The 17,578-nt window shown below is 69.2% G+C and carries 13 protein-coding genes; 6 read left to right on the forward strand and 7 right to left on the reverse strand.

Annotated features, from left to right (window positions below; translation table 11 throughout):
* Positions 1 to 65: 65 nt before the first annotated feature.
* The 5 genes from KEG57_RS43830 to KEG57_RS43850 are packed head-to-tail and all read right to left on the reverse strand — an operon-like array spanning position 66 to position 6,407.
* Positions 66 to 551, reverse strand: coding sequence for a hypothetical protein (locus KEG57_RS43830; RefSeq protein ID WP_272459617.1), 486 nt, complete (start codon positions 549 to 551; stop codon positions 66 to 68).
* A 5-nt stretch (positions 552 to 556) separates the two neighbouring features.
* Positions 557 to 1,636 carry a phosphotransferase family protein gene (locus KEG57_RS43835; protein WP_272426898.1) on the reverse strand — a complete coding sequence of 360 codons (1,080 nt, stop codon included), beginning with the start codon at positions 1,634 to 1,636 and terminating at the stop codon, positions 557 to 559.
* Between the two features lie 53 nt (positions 1,637 to 1,689).
* A complete protein-coding gene (locus KEG57_RS43840) occupies positions 1,690 to 2,343 on the reverse strand; it encodes a glutathione S-transferase family protein (RefSeq protein ID WP_272426899.1) in 654 nt (217 codons plus the stop codon).
* Between the two features lie 54 nt (positions 2,344 to 2,397).
* Entirely contained in the window at positions 2,398 to 4,056 is a 1,659-nt protein-coding gene (locus KEG57_RS43845; protein ID WP_272459618.1) for a methyltransferase, read from the reverse strand.
* 2 nt (positions 4,057 to 4,058) lie between these two features.
* Positions 4,059 to 6,407, reverse strand: coding sequence for a glycosyltransferase (locus KEG57_RS43850; RefSeq protein ID WP_272426901.1), 2,349 nt, complete (start codon positions 6,405 to 6,407; stop codon positions 4,059 to 4,061).
* A gap of 164 nt (positions 6,408 to 6,571) precedes the next feature.
* Between KEG57_RS43850 and KEG57_RS43855 the strand changes: the two genes are divergently transcribed.
* The 3 genes from KEG57_RS43855 to KEG57_RS43865 all read left to right on the forward strand — a co-directional run bounded on the left by KEG57_RS43855 (position 6,572) and on the right by KEG57_RS43865 (position 9,380).
* The gene (locus tag KEG57_RS43855; RefSeq protein WP_272426902.1) at positions 6,572 to 7,573 is read left to right on the forward strand and encodes a carbohydrate kinase family protein; all 1,002 of its coding nucleotides are present in this window, start codon (positions 6,572 to 6,574) and stop codon (positions 7,571 to 7,573) included.
* Entirely contained in the window at positions 7,570 to 8,421 is an 852-nt protein-coding gene (locus KEG57_RS43860; protein WP_272426903.1) for a BtpA/SgcQ family protein, read from the forward strand. The genes KEG57_RS43855 and KEG57_RS43860 overlap by 4 nt, the downstream gene beginning before the upstream one ends.
* A 152-nt stretch (positions 8,422 to 8,573) precedes the next feature.
* Positions 8,574 to 9,380 carry a DUF4241 domain-containing protein gene (locus tag KEG57_RS43865; RefSeq protein WP_272426904.1) on the forward strand — a complete coding sequence of 269 codons (807 nt, stop codon included), beginning with the start codon at positions 8,574 to 8,576 and terminating at the stop codon, positions 9,378 to 9,380.
* 9 nt (positions 9,381 to 9,389) lie between these two features.
* Here KEG57_RS43865 and KEG57_RS43870 read toward each other — a convergent pair whose 3' ends face one another.
* The gene (locus tag KEG57_RS43870; protein WP_272426905.1) at positions 9,390 to 10,307 is read right to left on the reverse strand and encodes a hypothetical protein; all 918 of its coding nucleotides are present in this window, start codon (positions 10,305 to 10,307) and stop codon (positions 9,390 to 9,392) included.
* 108 nt (positions 10,308 to 10,415) lie between these two features.
* On the opposite strand from KEG57_RS43870, the gene KEG57_RS43875 reads away from it, so the two are divergent.
* On the forward strand, positions 10,416 to 10,784 hold the full coding sequence (locus KEG57_RS43875) for a sensory rhodopsin transducer (protein ID WP_272426906.1): 369 nt from the start codon (positions 10,416 to 10,418) through the stop codon (positions 10,782 to 10,784).
* Positions 10,785 to 10,787: 3 nt separating this feature from the next.
* On the opposite strand, the gene KEG57_RS43880 is transcribed toward KEG57_RS43875, so the two are convergent.
* Positions 10,788 to 11,234, reverse strand: a complete 447-nt coding sequence (locus KEG57_RS43880) for a hypothetical protein (RefSeq protein WP_272426907.1) — start codon at positions 11,232 to 11,234, stop codon at positions 10,788 to 10,790.
* 381 nt (positions 11,235 to 11,615) lie between these two features.
* Here KEG57_RS43880 and KEG57_RS43885 point away from each other — a divergent pair, with 381 nt between their 5' ends.
* Entirely contained in the window at positions 11,616 to 13,853 is a 2,238-nt protein-coding gene (locus tag KEG57_RS43885) for a squalene/phytoene synthase family protein (RefSeq protein ID WP_272426908.1), read from the forward strand.
* Between the two features lie 136 nt (positions 13,854 to 13,989).
* Positions 13,990 to 17,400: a squalene/oxidosqualene cyclase gene (locus KEG57_RS43890; RefSeq protein WP_272426909.1), complete on the forward strand. Its 3,411-nt coding sequence runs from the start codon at positions 13,990 to 13,992 to the stop codon at positions 17,398 to 17,400.
* Positions 17,401 to 17,578 lie beyond the last annotated feature (178 nt).

The raw sequence follows: 17,578 nt of genomic DNA on the forward strand, positions 1-17,578 counted from the left end.
ACCCGGACCAGCGCAAGCGCTGGACTGTTGGTGCATCGGCCGCGATGCGGCCGATGCAAAGACATTCAGGGCTCGGCCGGGGGCAAACCCACGCGGAGCATGGCCTTGTTCGGCACGGTCTCCACGAGGCCGACCCAGACCCCCGTCGCCTGCTGATAACACACCTTCCCGCCCGGCAATTCACGCCCGAGGCTGACGTCTTTCGTCTCGCTCCCGTGACGCACCGTGACCCGCGCCATGGCGAGGTTCCGATCCGCGGCAACGGGCGTGTATTTGACCTCCCGCACCGTGATCTCCACGCCTTGCTCGAAAGCAAAGGCCTTGTTCACCTCGACGGCCACGCCAGCGAGCGGCGCCTTGCCCGGGTCCTTTGCGGGGCCAAGCCAGCGCACGTTCTGCACGACGGGCGGCTGCGGGCCCTCGCATTCCATCGACGCCTGCGTGGGCGCATCCGGGCCGTCCAGCGTGGCCTCCGAGGCCCCGCATCCGAGGAGACCGATCCCGAGCATTGCCGCGAAAAACCCCCGCATGATGTTCCTCCGTGCTCCCATGATGACTAGCCCGCGCGAACCCCGGCGATGTTGCATCCAAGATCGGCCAGCGCAAAAACCGCGGCCCCAAAAGCGCCCGCGCTCTCCGAGCTCGCGTTGCCTTGCAAGCTGCGCTTGTAGACGCCCTGCGCGATCGCCGCCAACCGAAAAATGCCGAACGCCATGAAATAAGGCCAGTCCTCGATCTCGCCCCGGCCCGTGAGCTTGCAATACATCTCGACGAGCCCCTTCTCGTCGGGAATGCCAAGCGCCCCGAAATCCGCACCGACGAGGCTGCCGCGCCCCGGCAGCGCGAGGTGATACCCCATGCAGAGATACGCGAGATCACTCACCGGATGCCCCAGCGTCGAGAGCTCCCAGTCGATGAGCGCGAGCGCGCGAGGCTCGTTCGCCGCGATGATCACGTTGTCGATGCGATAATCGCCGTGGACGAGCGTGGTCTCGTCATGCTTGGGCGCGCTCTTTCCGAGGAAGGCCATGAGCGCCTCCATCGCGGGCACATCACCCGTGCGCGAGGCCTCGTACTGGCGCGACCAGCGCTGCACCTGGCGCGGGACGAACCCGCCGACCTTGCCATAATCGCCAAGGCCAACGGCCGCGTAATCCACGCGGTGGAGGGCGGCGAGCGCGCGGACGAGGTCGTCGTAGATCGCGCGGCGTTCGTCCGGGCCGCTCGTCCCCGGAAGCTGCGGATCCCAGAAGATCCTGCCCGGGACGTGGCGCATGACGAAAAACGGTGTGCCGATCACGGCCGGATCCTCGCAGAGCGCGAGGGCGTCGGGCACGGGTACGTCCGAGCCGGCGAGCGCGCGCATGACGCGGTATTCGCGCTCGACCGCGTGCGCCGAAGGCAGGAGCTCCCCCGGCGGCTTCTTGCGCAGAACGAGCTCGACGTCTCCATCGGGGCCCGAAAAGCCGATCCAGTACGTCGGGTTCGACTGACCGCCCTGGAACTGGAGCGCGGTGACCACGCCGCCGCCGCGACACGCGTCGACGTTCGCCGCGAGCCAGCGCGCGAGCGAGGGTTCGTCGAGGCGGTGGGCTTCACGCGGAGGGCGGGCGCTCTTCGGCGGGACGAGAGGCATGGCGAGGGGCTTATAACACGAACGCCCCCGCCGTCGTCGATTGGAAAGAGGGCTCAGCCGCGGCGTTTTGCCATGAGCTGGGCAAACGCCTCGCGGCTGTCTTCGCGGACCCGCGCGACGTGCGGCCGCTGGCCGATCCTCTCGACGTACGCAACGACCTGGGGCACCTCGGCGAAGACGTCCGCGCCGAACACGCGCTGGGTGGCCAGCGAGACGAGCGGGTAGTGCACGGCCACCGCGCAGTCGGCGAGGGTGAACGCGGAGCCGGCGACGAACGGATCGAACTTCGCGAGCTGCAAGAAGGCCCGGACGCCCTTGGCGAGATCGGCCTTGATCGCGGCCTTGGCCTCGTCGGTGAGCGAAGCGCCCATGAACGCAGAAGGGTAGGTACGCCGCGCGACGAGCTCGATGTTGAGCTCGAAGATCTGGATGAGTTCGCGGACCTTGGCGCGGGCGAACGGATCACGCGGATAGAGAGGGTTGTCCGGGTACACCTCCTCCAGGTACTCGCAGATCACCTGCGACTCGCAGACGACGCCGTGCGGCGTCTCCAGGACGGGCACCCGGCCCATGGGAGATCGCGCGAGATACTCGGGATCCTGGGAGGGAAAACAGCTCGGATCCTCTTCGTGCGGGATGCCCTTCTCCAGGAGAGCGAGGCGGACCTTGTTGTGGTAATTGCTGATGCGAAAGCCGCAGAGCTTCATGCGTCGGATGATGGATCGGATGGGGGCTCCGTGGGAAGGGCCTACCAAGAGCCGTCAGGCGGGCGACGCCACGAGGATTTGCGGCAGGGACGGCGTCGCTTGCACGCGCGTGAGCTGGAGCCCCGCGGCGTCGAGGATTCGCTCGAAATCGTGGCGCGTCCGCTCACGGCCGCCCGTCACGGCAAGGAGGTGGAGGTCACAGAGCCCACCGCCGGGTCCGACTTCGTCGAGCACCATTTCCACGATGGCAATGCGGCCGCCTGGTTTTAATGCATCACGCGCGCGGGCGAGAAGGCGGATCGCGTCGGGGTCGTCCCAGTCGTGGAGCACACGCGCGAGGAGCACGACGTCGGCCGAGACAGGCCAGGGCTCGAAGAGGTTCGTTTCGACGAACCGAACGGAGGCCCTCGGCTCGGCTGCCGCCACGACGCCCGGGAGATCGAGCACGAGGACCTGGCTCGAAGGCCACGTCGCGGCGACGAGAGATGCAAGCGTGCCCGTGCCTCCGCCCGCGTCGACGACGACATCGCCGGCCTGAATGGGCAAACACGCAACCAGGGGCTCGTAATCGTACCGGGCGTAGCTCTCCAGCATGCGGTGGTGCGTGCGGCATCGTTCCGGCAAGCGCGCGACCTCGCGGAAGATGTCGTCGGGCCGATGGACCTCGGCGCGTAATGCCCTCGCGAGAGAGGTCCACCGCTCCCGGAGCGGTCCCGCGTATTCGAGCGCGGCGCCGGTGAGCGTGAGCGGATGATCCGCGCGGAGAAACGCGCCTTTGGGTGTGGCGATCCAGTCGCCGTCGGGTCGCCGCGTGGCCACGCCGAGTTCCGCGAGGGCCCGGAGCAAACGCCGCATCTTGTCGACGGGCGTCCCGCAATGCTCCGCGAGAGCGTTTTCCGTGCCGGGCAAACCGTCGAATACGCCGAGGGACACGGCCGCGGCGAGCGTATCCGTCCTCCAGTGCCCCACGAGGTCCGCGGAGAGCGCGGCGAAATCGGTCGCGCGGGCGGGCCGAATCTCCACGATCGTATCGCCTCGCTCGTCGATGACCTCGCGTCCCCCGTCGAATCGCTCGACGCGCGCCTGGCCATTGTAGAACGGCTCGACCGCCTCGAATCGGCGCGCGTACATGGCCCGCCCTCCCCGATCCACGTGCATCCACCCGGATTCGTCCCGCGCGCGGGCAAACCCCTTGTGGAACACGTCGAGGTCCACGAACCAGAGGCCATGCCAAAGCGTGCCGTCCGCGCGAACGTGGGTCGAACGCCCGTCCTCGGCCTGCACCACGGCCGAGCCCTCGCGAAAATCGCCGGCATAACGCCATCGCGTCGCGGAAATCGGACGACCCCCGGGATCGAGGTGGCCGTAGAGCCCGCGATCGTCACGGAAGGCGCATCGATCGTGCTGATAGTTCCCGCACCAGGCGTGACGGTCGTGATAGAGGTCGGTCCCCTCCGGCAGGATATGGTGCCATCCATCCCGCCCGCGCACGGCGGCTCGGCCCTCGTAAAAGCCGAACGTGCGCTCGAAGCGCCGCGGATATGCGGCCCGTCCAAACACGTCGATGTGAAAGGCCTCGTCCGCGCGGCGCACGGGCGCGAGGCCCGGCGCATGGAACGCGAGGACCTCGTCGAACCGCTCGTCGTAAAGGGGCTCGCCAGAGACGACGTGGTGCGTGCCCTCCTCGGCCACGCGCGCGCGTTGCCATTCCATCGTCATGGCGTTCCCACCGGTTTGCGCATGTTGCAGCCGAGGCAAAGGCCTCGCGTTCGATAGGTCGCGACGAGGCGCCGATACGGTTCTCCGTTCCAGATTTCCAAAAGCCCCTGGGCACGCAGCGACCCGAACTCGCCGAGCGTGCGTCGCTGCTCGTCCGGGGCGCAGCACGGATCGAACCGGCCCTCCGCGCTCACCCACGCCTCTTGCCCCAAAAAGGGACAAGGCCCGCCCGGCGCGAGGTCTTCCGACGCGGATTCCGAGAGGAGGAAAATGTTCTCCAGCAGGAGGTATTTTCCATTGGACAACGTCTTCGCCGACGCCGCGGCACGCGCGTCGAGCACGGCCGCGTTCCACCGCTGGATCGCTTCGGGGCTCCGCCGCATCGAGAGCTCTTCGATCTCCGGGAAATGCGCCCAGAGGTGGTGGCCTTTGACGCGATCGACGCCGAGCTCGATCGCGAGCCGCACGATATCGGCGAGTTCGTGGACGTTCGTCTCCAGGAACGTGAGCTGAAACGTGACGCGGCACCGGTCGGGGTTCGTCCGGGCATGCGTGTCGCGCACATCGACGAAGGTGCGCACGTCGTCGAGCATCTTCTCCCATCGCGCGCCGATCATGACGCGCTCCTGTGTCCCCTTCGTGGCGCCGTTCCAGGAGATTTTGACGTCCGACGTCACGGGCACGATACGCTCGGCCCAGGCGCGGGCGCCGAGGCGCGGGAACGTCCCGTTCGTGGTGAGGTTCATCTTCACGCCGTACTTGCGGCAGAGCTCGATGATCTCCTCGAAATGCTCGTAGAGGAGCGGCTCGCCCATGGTGGAGGGGATGATCTCGCGGAGGCCCTTGCCCGCGGCCTCTTCGACCACCTTGCGAACGAGCTCGATCGGCATGACCCGGCGAGGTTTGCCGAGGAGCCGGCGTTTGTCCTGCTTGTCGCTGTGCGGGGAGTGCTCCTCGCACATCACGCATTGCAGGTTGCAGGTGTCCGGGTTCGTGTCGAACGTGATGCGCCACGGCCCCGGCCGCGGATCGAGCCGGGCCGTGTCCCTGCGCGCGAGGGCTTTTTCGTACATGGCCTCGACCGCGCGCACGTGCGAATCGATGTCGGGGACGCGACCTTCCGGATCCTGCACGTACCCTCGGCTCCCGAGGCGCCGCGCGAGGTCCGGCTCGTCAACGAGGCGCTGCATCTGCTTCGCGAGCGCCGAGGGATCGCGGTGCGCGAACAGGAGGCCATTCTCCTCGTGATGGACGTACTCTGCCATTCCGCCGACATCCGCCGTGATCACGGGGACGCCGGCCGCGAGGGCCTCGTGAATGACGAGCGGAGAGTTCTCCACCCACACGCTCGGTACGATGATCGCATCGACCCGATCGAAGACGTCGCGCACCATGTCCTGGTTGCGATATTCGGGAAGCCATTCGATGCGGCCGGGCGCGTCGCCGGGCAGCCGCCTTCCGAGCTCCCGCAACGCATCCGTGTCCTGCCCCCGCGGTCGCCCCCAGATCCGCAGGCGCGCGTCCCCACGAACCGCGCCGAAGGCCTCGATCAAATGGTGAATTCCTTTGGCCGGGATGTGCGTCCCGATGTACCCGAACGTGAACGGCTCGCCGCGCTCCCGGCGGCGTCCCCGAAGTCTTTCGAGTTCGAACCCGTAATCGAGGTACGTGAGCTTCCGTGGCGGGATTCCGAAATGATCACGGTACCGATCGTGGAGATACCGCGAAGGCGCAACGAAGACGTCCACGAGCTCGACCATTTCGCGCACGTGTTTCATGCGCCGCGACACCCAGCCCGTCCAGTAGGCGACGTCCTCGGCACGCTCGTCGGGCGCGCCGGAGAAATACCGCGCGTAGCAGCGCTCGGCGCATGTTCGATCTTCCTGCCCGTCGCAGGCGGCCCAGAGGTTGTTCGGATCTTCCGGGTGCATCTGCATGAACTGGCCGCGCGGACACATGAGCCAGTAATCGTGCAGCGTGTAAACGATGGGGATCTGTCGCGTGGCCGGGACGACGAGGAGCGACGTGGAGAGGTGATTGAGGTGGCCCACGTGGACCACGTCGGGGCGAAGCTCGTCGCAGAGCTCGGCGAACCGCTGATCCACCTCGACGTGCCTGTACCTGTCGCGGCTCCGCGGCATGTTGACGACGTGCAGGGTGACGCGCGAATCGGACACGTCGTGCTCGCGCCGGAGCGCGAAATCGGGGGCGAACGAGTCCTCCTCGCGCGTGAAGACGTGCACCTCGTGGCGCGGCGCGAGCGCGTGGCAGAGGGTCTGCGTGTACACTTCCGAGCCGGCGTTGTACCGCATCGGGTACCCGTGAATGACCTGCAGGATCTTCATGTTCCGCTCCCCTGCCGAACCTCGTTCATCCTACACGTGATCCCCTCGCGGATCTCTATCCGCGGAGCTTAGCCGAGGACCTTCGCCAGCCACCTTGCGGTCAGCTCGCGATATGGCGTGCCCATGATGGCTTTCGGAGACCGTCCGGGCTAGAGTCTGTCGGCATGGTTTTCCTCGTCGTCGGCGACGCGAACGCAGACCTCTCGAGCACGCTCGTGCGTTTTCCGGACGAGGGCGACGACGTGCCGATGACGTCGCTCGGGTACAGCAGCGGCGGCTCGGGCGCGAACGTGGCGACGGCGCTCGCGAAGCTCGGCGCGCGCGCCCGGCTCGTCACGGCGGTCGGAAGTGATCCCGGGGCGGAGATCGCGCTCCGGGCCGCCAAGGAGGCGGGCGTCGATCTTTCGTTCGTCGAGACACACGAGGCGGTGGCCACCGGGCACTGCGTCGTGGCCATTTCCCCCGGCGGCGAGCGGACGTTCCTGAGCTTCCGCGGCGCGAATGCCGTGGTCTCGTGCCCCGATTTCGCGGCGGTGTTCCAGGACGTCGTGCACCTGCACGTGGCAGGGCACGCGCTTCTCGAAGGCGAGCAGTGGACGACGACGCTCGCGTTGATGGAGGAAGCGCTTCGCCGCGAAATCCCCATTTCACTCGACATTTGCCTGCCGCTCGTCCGCGCCCGGGCCGCGGAGCTCTTCGCGCTCGCCCCGCAGTTCTCGGTGCTCTTCGGCAACCAAAGCGAGCTCGGCGCGCTCGGCGGGTTTGCCCCGGAGAACCCCATCGCCACCTCCTGCGAGGCCGCCATCGCGGAGCTCCTCGCCGCGGGCGTGCCGCTCGTCGTGGGCAAGCTCGGCGCGCAGGGCGCCGTCGTGGCCGAAGGGCCCGCACGAACGTTCCTGCCTTCTTTTCCCGCCGACGTGCGTGATACGACGGGCGCCGGAGATGGGTTCGTCGCGGCATTCCTTTACGCGTGGCGCCGCGGCGCCTCCGTGGCAAACGCAGGCAGGCTGGGCAATGCCGCAGGCGCGCTCGTCGTGAGCCGGCTCGGCGCGGCGACATCGCTGCCGGGGCGGGAGGAGCTTTCCCTCCTGCTCTCGGGGCATGGAATCGAGCTGGAATCATTCTTGTTCGCAAACAAAAACCCAACGATCGGAAGGGAGACATGACGCCTCCGTGGAAAGCGCGCCTCGACGCGCTCAAGCTCCAGGATCTCGGGGACCTCTTCGGCACGAAAAAGCCCGTCCTCGGAATGGTGCATTGCTGGCCGCTGCCCGGCGCGCCGGGATATTCGGGTTACGGGATGGACGTGATCCTCGAACACGCAATCCGCGACGCACGCGCGCTCGCGGAGGGCGGCGTGGACGGGATCATCGTGGAGAACATGTGGGACATCCCCTTCCGCGCAGGATCCCACATCGCGCCCGAGAGCATCGCGGCGCACGCGGTCGTGGCGCGGGCCGTGGGGCAGGTCGTGCCCTTGCCGCTCGGCATCAACCTCGTGCACAACGGCGGCGTCGCGCTGCTCGGAATCGCGATCGCCGCGGGCGCGAAGTTCGTCCGGGTATGCATGCTCGCGGGCGCGGGCGTGTGGGAGGCGGGGTCGTGGGACGAGGGGTGTGCGGCGGAGCTCTTGCGGCGGCGCAAGGAGCTCGGCGCCGAACACATCAAGCTGTTCGCCGACGTCGACAAGAAACATTCGGTGCGGTTCCCGGGTATCGATCTCGCGACGCACATCGAATGGACGCGTTTTTCCGGAGCCGACGCGCTCATCGTGTCCGGGAAGATGACGGGGGACGCGCCGGATCTCGCGAAGGTGCGGGAGGCGAAGGCGCTCGCCGGGGATTCGCCGGTGCTCATCGGCAGCGGCGCGACCGAGGAGAATGTGACGGCCTTCCTCGGCGCGGCCGACGGCGTGATCGTGGGATCGAGCATCAAGGAGAACGGGCGCATCGAGGAGCCTGTCGACGTAGAACGCGTGCGCAGGTTCGTGCGGGCCGCGCGCGCCGCCGGTTGATATCCCCCCATTTCCAGCTACCCTCGCCCGCCGTGTTTCCCCCTCGACGCGCCCTTCCGCCGACGTTATCGCTCGCCACAAGTTTGGTGCTGTTCCCGCTCTCCGGATGCAGTACCTCGTCCACGCCCGCGCCTCGGGAAACTTCGCCGGCCGTGGCCGCGGTGCCCACGCCTCCGGGCCATTCCTCGGCGTCCCAGGAGCGCCCCAAGGCGAGCGTACCTGCGCCGTCGCAGCTCGATTTCCACGACCTCTTCGCGGGCGCGCCGCTGCGTGTGCGCGACGAGGAGGCGGACCAACTCGTCGCCGTGCCCGCGCGTCGCTTGGGCATCGGAATGCTCGTGGTGCCGACAGGAAAACTCATGGCGGGTGATCCGCTCGCGAACCTCTCGGCCAACCACGTGCTTTCGCGCACCGTCCCGCCGGGGCGTTACCCCGTCGAGTTGCTCCTCCATGACGACGAGCGAGGCCGTGCCAATGAGCTGCTCCTCGCGCGTGTCGTCTTCGGCGCCGGCCGCCCGACGCGATGGGAGACGGCGGCGGTCGCGGGCCAGAATCCCGCGCCGTCCCGCCCCGGAGTACGCACGGGGTATCCGTCCGACGCCGCGACGGGCTGCTTCGTGGATGCGAGCGTGTTCGCCGAATACACGCCGCCGCCCCAGGTGCGCCAATCCATCCGCGGCGGCATCGTGCACAAGGAATACATCAACGATGGTCGCGCCGAGCGAAACAGCGGCGAGCTCATGCAGGCGCTCCGAGCGACCCGCGACGCGCCGGGCGGGAGCCTCGGTCATGCCGAGTGGAAAGGGACGCTCGGGAACCTCGTCGCGTTCGGGCTCGGCGGAGATCAGGTGGTCCCGACGTACTGGGGGATCGACGCGAGCGGCGCGCTGGTGGAAATCGTATCGGTCATCGGCCTGGATGAAGAGAGGTTTCCGGACGTGCGCTGGCCGGACGGTTGAGAGAGCCCGTCAGGGCTCGGCGAATGCGCGGTAAATCGCCGGATCCGTGATCGAGCGCAGCTTGCCCGAGCCGGCCACGAAGACGTAACGCGTGAGCACGTGTCCCACCTTGCCGCCGAACCGCGAGATCTTGCGGCAATCGGCGGTATAGGTCTCGTTGTCCGCCGGCACCGAGAAATCGCAGAGCTCGTGCACGGCAGCGTAATCTTCATATTTGCCAAACTCGTACTCGAAGACGGCGACCGCCTCGGCGCGTGATTTTTCCTTGAGGAAGACGCGCACGCGCTCGTCGAAGAAGCCCGTGAGCGCGGAGGCGCGGCGCGCATTCAAGGTCCGCTCGAGGTCGAGGACGTTTTTCGCCATGGCCCGGAGCATCGCCGGCTGGATGTCGCGGCCGGCCGCGGCGAGCGCGGGCGTGCAGCAGGCGCCGGCGCGGAACGGGCTCGCCTGCGCCCCGGGAGCGACGGTCTTTCGGCCACACCCCACCCCGCCACCGCGCACGAAAAACCCCGCGTCGCGCTCGGGCGTGAGGGTCCAGGTCTCGACGGCGGAGATGGCCGGATCGGCCTCGCAGGCGGCCTGCCATTGCGTGGCCGTGCAGAGGTGTTTGCCCGCGGCGACGCAGGCGTCCTCCGCGGCGAGCCAGGCCATGCCCTCGTCGCCCGCCGCGCGCTCGAAGGAAAACTCGCCGAGGAGGCTCCCGTCCGCGAGCGTCTTGCTCGGCACTTTGCGGGACGGGAGCGCAGGGAGGCTCGGCGCGGCGGGTGACGGCGCGGCGCTTTCAACACGCGAGGGCGTGAGGGCCGCGCTCGCGGGCGGTGCGGCGGAGGGCGCGGTCTCGGGGGCTTTCGTCGGGGACGCGCTTTCGTCCCGACAACCGGTCCCGAGGACGAGCGAAAGGGCGACCATCCCGACGCGGACGAACATTCGCGAGCAGCATACAGGCAAGCCCGGGCGAAGGGAACGGCGCCTCGTCGGCACGGGCTCTGCAGCGGTGTTTTTCGGGGCGGAAGCGCCCGGACGAGGGGGACCTGGATGAGCAAGCCGGCGGGGTGCAAACGGTGGTCGGTCGCGGAGGGGCACGTGGCGAAGCGAGCGGACGGCGATGGCACGAACGACGTGCTCTGGCTGCTCAATGCCTCCGCGCACGAGGCGCACGTGGAGATCATGGTGTACTTCGAGCACCGCGTGCCGGCCGGGCCCTACCGGCTCACGCTCCTGCCCGAACGGAGCCGGCGCATCCGCTGGCACGAGCTCGAAGGCCCGGAGCCGCTGCCGATCGGAACGGATTTCGCGACCGTGATCGAGTCGGACGTGCCGATCGTCGTGCAATACACGCGCGTGGGCGCCGGAGGCGCGGGCGCGATGACGACGATCGCGCACTGGGAGCGCTGCGGCATGTGACGCTCAGCGAACCGGCGTGCAATTCGGGTAAAGCCGCTGCATCGAGGCCGCGCTGCAGAGCGCGACGATCTCGGGCTGCGTGAGCGTGGTCTCTCGCGAAGCGCGCTCATAACACTCGATCGGCGCGACCGACTCGGCGCAGCGGCAGAGCGCGAGCGCCTGCGCGGAGAGCAGGAGTGCGGCCGAGGCGCGCTCGTAGCAGGCGATCGGCGCATCCGACGTCGCGCCCGCGCACAGGAGATAAGCGTCGTACTGCGTGAGCAGCGTTCGCTCCCGCGCGCGCTGGTAACAGCCGAGCGCAGGGAACGCCTCGTCCGCCTGCACCGGGAGGAACGCCGCATTTTGCGGGTGCGCGCCTTCGGGTTCACGGGAAATGGTGGGCGCGTCGCGCTCGCAGGAGGCGAGCGAGGCGACGAGCGCAGCCCAGATCAAGGCTCCCCTCGTGCTCATGTCCGTCCACGCATGCAATGGTCGGGCGAGAACACGACGTTGCCGAAAAGCAACACCAGAGAGGCAGACCGATGCGAAGTCGACTTCGCGCCCCGCCGCCTCAGCAAGAAAAAGCACGCGAACGTAGGCGGGCGCCCCTTGACACGATTGCCCTCCATGCGCCATGTACGGCCTCGCTGCAAAGTCGAACGATCGGGCTGAACGGTCAGGACGGCAATGCAGTACACAAGCACTGGACACTGATTCTTCGATTACTTCGTTGACAGCCGAGACCACGAGGCGCCGGCGGTAAGGGAGCGGCACGGAATGGCGAGGCATGACGTTTCTGGGCTCCGCGACGCGGGGCTACGGATTGGTTTGTCCGAAGACGGGAGCGGGGCCATGGCCGCCGCTCTGGAGGCGCTCGCCGCGCAGAGGGTCGCCGATCGCGATTTCTGCGTACGGACGCTGCCGCGCGTCTCGCGGACGTTCGCGCTCTCGATCCTGTCGTTGCCCGAGGGGCTCTCCGATTCCCTCTGCGCCGCGTATCTGCTCTGCAGGATCGTCGACAGCATCGAGGACGCGAATCCGATCGCGCCCGAGACCCGCGTTTCGCTCTTCGACGCGTTCGACGCGCTCATGCGGGGCGAGGCGGGCTCTCTGTCCGAATTCGAGGCCCGATTCACGGACGAGGCCATCGGGATGTCCGAGGCCGATCGCGCGCTCTGCAAGGGCGCGGGTGCGGTGTTTCGCGTATACCGCGCGCTGCCCGCGGCCGATCAGGAGGCGATCCGGCCGTGGGTGCTCGAGATGAGCCGGGGGATGCGCGAGTACGCGGGACGCGCGGACGCCGAAGGCAAGACGCGCATCCGCGACGTGGCCGACCTCGAGCGATATTGTTATTTCGTGGCCGGCACGGTGGGCGAGCTGCTCACCGCGCTCTTCGAGCGCGCGGTGCCCACGGCGAGCGAGGAGGTCCGCAAAGCGGCGTGGAGCCGCGCGACGCGATTCGGGCTCGGCCTGCAGATGGTGAACGTGCTGAAAGACGTCGCCGAGGATCTCGATCGCGGCGCGTGTTTCCTGCCGGAAGACGTGCTCGCCCGGCACGGGGTTCGTCGCGACGCACTGCTCTCGCCCGAGGCGCGCGCGGGTGGTCTCGCGGCCGTGTCCGAGGTGTGCACGATCGCGCGCGGGCACCTCGACGCCGCGGTGGAGTACACGCTTTGCTGGCCGGGCCGCGAGGGCGCGGAAGTGCGCGCGTTCTGCGCGGTGCCGCTCGCGCTGGCGATCGCCACGCTGCGCGAGGTGGAGCGTGGCGAGGACACGCTCGTCCGCGGGCGCGAGCCGAAGATCGACAAACGCCTCGTGGCCGAGGTGCTCGCCGGCGCGCGGCGCGCGGCCGAGAGTGATTCCGCGCTCACCGCCCTGTTTGCCCGCGCGGCCGAGGCCAGGCCAAGCGCGCCCGCGGGCGGGACGGGTCGCGTGGCGATGCCGCTGCTCCGCGCGCGGAGGCCGCCGGTTCCGCCCGAGCGGCGCGCGTCGATGACCGTGATTCGCGGCGGCGCGGGCGCGAAAAAGTCGTCAGGTAACGATGCGTCCCGGAATGACGCGCGGACCCGCGAGGGGCGCGTGCTCGTGACGGGCGGCGCGGGGCACCTCGGGCAAAACCTCGTGCGGCGGCTCGTCGCCGAGGGCAAGGAGGTCCGCGTGCTCGTGCGAGGCGCGCGCGGCGCGGCGGCGCTCGCGGGGCTGCCCGTCGAGGTCGTGACCTGCGACGTGCGAGACGCGGACGCGCTCGGCGCGGCGACGCGCGGCGTCACGGAGGTCTATCACGCGGCGGCCATGGTGGCCGAGGGCGACGAGCGGGCGTTTTTCGAGACGAACGTGCTTGGGACACGCGTGCTGCTCGACGCGTGTCGCGAGGCGGGCGTGCGGCGGGTCGTCGTGACGAGCTCGCTCGACGCCGTGCGGTACGACGATACACGCGGCGCGCCGATCGACGAGGCGACGCCGCTCGACCCGTTCTCCGCGCACTCGCCGCACGCGCGGACGAAGGCGCTCGCGGAGCACGAATGCTTGAAGGCCGTGGCCGACGGGCTCGACGTGGTCGTGGTCGCGCCGACGACGCTCGTCGGGCCCTTCGACGATCGGCCGAGCGCGATCGGCCGGGCGCTCGTGGATCACGCGAACGGAAGGCTCCGCGCATTCGCGCGCGGCGCGCTCCTGCTCACGTCGACGCGTGACGCGGTGGAGGCCCACCTCGCGGCCATGCGGAACGGGCGCAAGGGGCAGAAGTACGTGGTCGCGACCGAGCTCGTGTCGATCGACGATCTGCTCTCGTTCTTCGAGGAAGCGAGCGCGCGGCGTCGCCCGCCGTTCGCCGTGCCGGCGCTGCTCGCGCGGACGTCCCTCGCGCAAAAGCTCGCGGCGGCGCGTATGCTCGGGGGCGAGCGCCCGCCCGGCGCGCCGGCGCCCGCGTCCTCGCCGCGGCGCGCGGATACCTCGAAGGCGGAGCGCGAGCTCGGCTTCGTGCCCACGTGCGTGCGGAGCGCGATTTACGACGCATACGCCGATTTCTTCCGTCGGGCGCTCGTGCCCGAGGGCCCCGCATCGCGCGGGGCGCACGTCGCGCGTCCGTGAACGCGTGAGACCAGGGGTGGTCGTGACGCACGGTTTGTCCGGGCGTCCGGGCCGCCCTCGCTTCGATAGGGGGGGACCAGTTCAGGGGTGCCGCCGGTGAATGCCGCGGCTGTGAATGACGAACGAGGTCCTTAGCATGAATGGGAAGGCAGAGAGGCTCGACTACGACATCGCCGTGATCGGCGCAGGTCCGGTCGGCTGCGTGTCGGCGCTCGCGTTCGCGGAGCGAGGCGCCCAGGTACTCTTGCTCGAGTCGAATCCACGCGCGGTCGAGCGGCTCGCCGGCGAATGGCTGCACCCGCCCGCCGTGGAGATCCTCCGCGGGCTCGGCGTGGATCTCAAGGCCGGCACGACGTACGAGTCGGGCCGCGGGTTCGTCCTGTACCCCGACGACGGCACGAACCCGATCGCGCTCCCCTATCGCGCCGGAAATGTCGGCCACGCGATCGAGCACGTCCGGCTCGTCGAGCGGCTGCGCGAGCGCGTGATGAGCGAGGCGCGGATCGACTATCAGCCCGGGTCGCGCGCGACGAACATCGTCGATCAAACCCTCTCGTACCAGCAAAAGGGCGGCGGGACGCGGATGGTCCGCGCCGGGCTCGTCGTGGGCGCGAGCGGCCGCAGCGGCGTGGCCCACGCGGCGCTCTCGATCGACCGGAGCGCGGCGACGTACTCGCGCATGGCGGGGCTTTTGCTCGAAGGCGTGCGCATGCCGCTCGAAGGGCACGGGCACGTGTTCCTCGGCGGGCCGGGGCCTGCGCTCGCATATCGGATCGACAATCGACACGTGCGGCTCTGCCTCGACGTGCCTCTCTCGATGCGCGTGCAGCGCAGCAAGGCGGCGACGCTCTGGGAGGCGTTCTCGCGCATCCTGCCCGAGGCGATGCGGGGTGCATTCCGCAAGGCGCTCGAGAGCGGCGAGATCGCGTGGGCGACGAACCAGATCCGCCCGCGCGTCGATTACGGCCGCGAGGGGCTCGCGCTCGTGGGCGACGCGGTGGGCCACCACCATCCGCTGACGGCGCTCGGCATGACGCTCGGCTTCCAGGACGCGATCGCGCTCGCCGAGGCGAAGAACTTCCGCGCCTATAGCCGCGGGCGCACGATCCAGAGCCGCGCGCCGGAGATGCTCGCCGTCGCGCTCTACGAGGTCTTCGCCGATACGTCGGACGAGACGGCGGCGATCCGCAGCGGGATCTACGACCTCTGGCGCGAGCAACCCGCGGAGCGGATGCGCACGATGGGCTTCCTCTCGTGCGAGGACACGAATCCGCTGCATTTCGGCGGATCGTTCCTGAAGGCGCTGCTCCGCGCGTCGAGCGCGATCGTGCGCGACGGCGTGGTGCGGCGGGATCCGCGGCACGCGGCGGAGGTCGCGGGCGAGCTCGGCATGCGGCTGCGCTGGCTCATGCGGGCGACACTGCACCTCACGCCGGCCGAGCCCACGCGGGATTTCCCGCGGTCGGCCGAGGATCGATATGGCGCGGCGCTGAAGGCGGCGGCCGGGCGCGCGGAGGTGCTCGAGCATCCGGCGGCGGAGCGCGCGACGCGGCTCGGAAAGGCGCGTCTCGAGCCGCGGACGGCGCTCGCGCGGGGCGTGCGCGCGCTCGTGGCCGAGCAGGCCGAGGACGGGTCGTGGGAGGGCGAGGTCATCTGGAACCCGATGCTCGCGGCCCAGTACGTCATGGCGTGCCACGTGATGGGCTTGCCGATCGATCCGGTGCGCCGGGAGCGGATCTTGCTCCAGTTCGCGCGGACGCGTTTGCCCGATGGAACGTGGGGCATGCACGAGCTCTCGCAGCCCTACCTGTTCGTCACGACGCTCGTGTACGTGGCGGCGCGCCTGCTCGGCGTGCCGGCGGAGGATCCGCTTCTCGCGAAGGGGCTCGGGTTCATCCGGAAAGAGGGCGGCGCGGCGGCGATCCCGAGCTGGGGCAAGTTGTGGCTGGCGCTCTCGGGTCTTTATGGCTGGGAGGGCGTGCCGAAGGTGCTGCCCGAGGCGTGGCTCTTGCCGCGATCGTGGGCCCTGCACCCGTCGAAGTATTATTGCCACACGCGGTACATCTACCTCGGCATGTCGCTGCTCGTCGCCGCGCGGCGGAGCGCGCCCGAGACGGCGATCACGCGGGCGCTGCGGAACGAGCTGTATCCGGGCGGGTTTGGCGCGGTCGATTTCGCGGCGGCACGGCGGCAAAGGCGCGCGGCGGAGCTCCAGACGCCGCCGAGCCTGGCGGTCGAATTCGCGTATCAGGCGTTCGAGGTCGTCGATCGGTTTCGGACGCCGAAATCGCGGGCGGGCCTGCTCTCGGCGCTCCGCGAGGAGGTGCGTTACGATCTGCGCGCGAGTGGGCACACCGCATTGTCGCCGGTGAGTGGGCTGCTCGGGATCCTGGCGCTCTGGATGAACGATCCAAAGGATCCGGACGCGATGCTCGCGCTCGAGCGGTTCGAGGGCTGGATCTGGGAGGACGACACGGACGGCGTGCGGGTCGCCGGGGCGCGCAGCGCGACGTGGGACACGTCCTTCGCGGCGCAGGCGCTCGTGGCCGCCTCGAAGCACGTGGACGTCGCCGAGGCGCTCACGCGAGCCGATCGATTCTTGGAGGACCAACAGATCCGCGAGGTGGTCGGGGACGCGGCGGCGCACGACCGGCTCGATCCACGCGGCGGGTATTGCTTCGCCGGGGTCTGGCACGGCTGGCCGGTGAGTGATTGCACAGCCGAGGCGATGCTCGCGCGGCTCGAATCACCACACGCGCGGGCCTCGGCCGAGGACATGGCAGCGGCGGTGCGGTTCGTGCTCCGGTGCCAGAACCCAGACGGTTCGTTCGGCAGCTACGAGGCGCGCCGGACGATGATGCCCCTCGAATGGCTGAACCCCGCGGAGATGTTCGGGGATTCGATGAGCGAAGCGGCGTACGCCGAATGCACGGCCTCGTGCATCGCAGCGCTCGCGGCATTCCAGAAGCATTACCCGGAGATCCTACGGAGCGAGGTCGACACCGCGATCCGCCGCGCCGCAGCGAGCCTGCGCGCGCTCCAGCACGCGGACGGCTCGTTCCCCGCAGCCTGGGGCGTGTGCTTCATCTACGGCACGCTGTTCGGCGTGCGTGGCCTGCTCGCGGCAGGCGCACCGCCGCACGACCACGCCATTCGCAAGGCATGCACGTGGATCAAGGCGCGGCAACGTCCGGACGGCGGCTGGGGCGAGCACCACGAGAGCGCGCTCCGCGGGCAATACCGCGAGAACGATCGGAGCCAGGTCATCCAGACAGCCTGGGCACTCGCAGCGCTGCTCGAAGCGAAGGATCCAGACTGGGACGCGATCGATCGAGGCGCGCGGTTCCTCGCCGCCGCGCAACGCGACGACGGCACGTGGCCCGCAGAAGAGCCGGCCGGCCTCTTCTTCCGCACGGCACTCCTGCATTACACGCTGTACCGAAGTTATTTCCCGATCACGTCGCTTGGCCTCTACGAGACGCGCAGGGCCGAGCGCGAAGCCTGGGGACGCGAGCGCGCAGCCGCATTCGAGCCGGCGTTTGGTTGAGGAGGCGCTGAGCTGGGGCGTTGCCCCAGGCCCCACCCGGGGCTGTCCGCCCCGGGACCCGGACCAGCGCAAGCGCTGGACTCAGGGTCGATGAACTGCGCGATGCGCAGTTCATCGAACAGGAGCGACCCTGCCCATCAAGACAGCCGCGCTGCTATTTCGACCGGCAACGCCGTCC

This window comes from Polyangium jinanense (assembly GCF_028435365.1).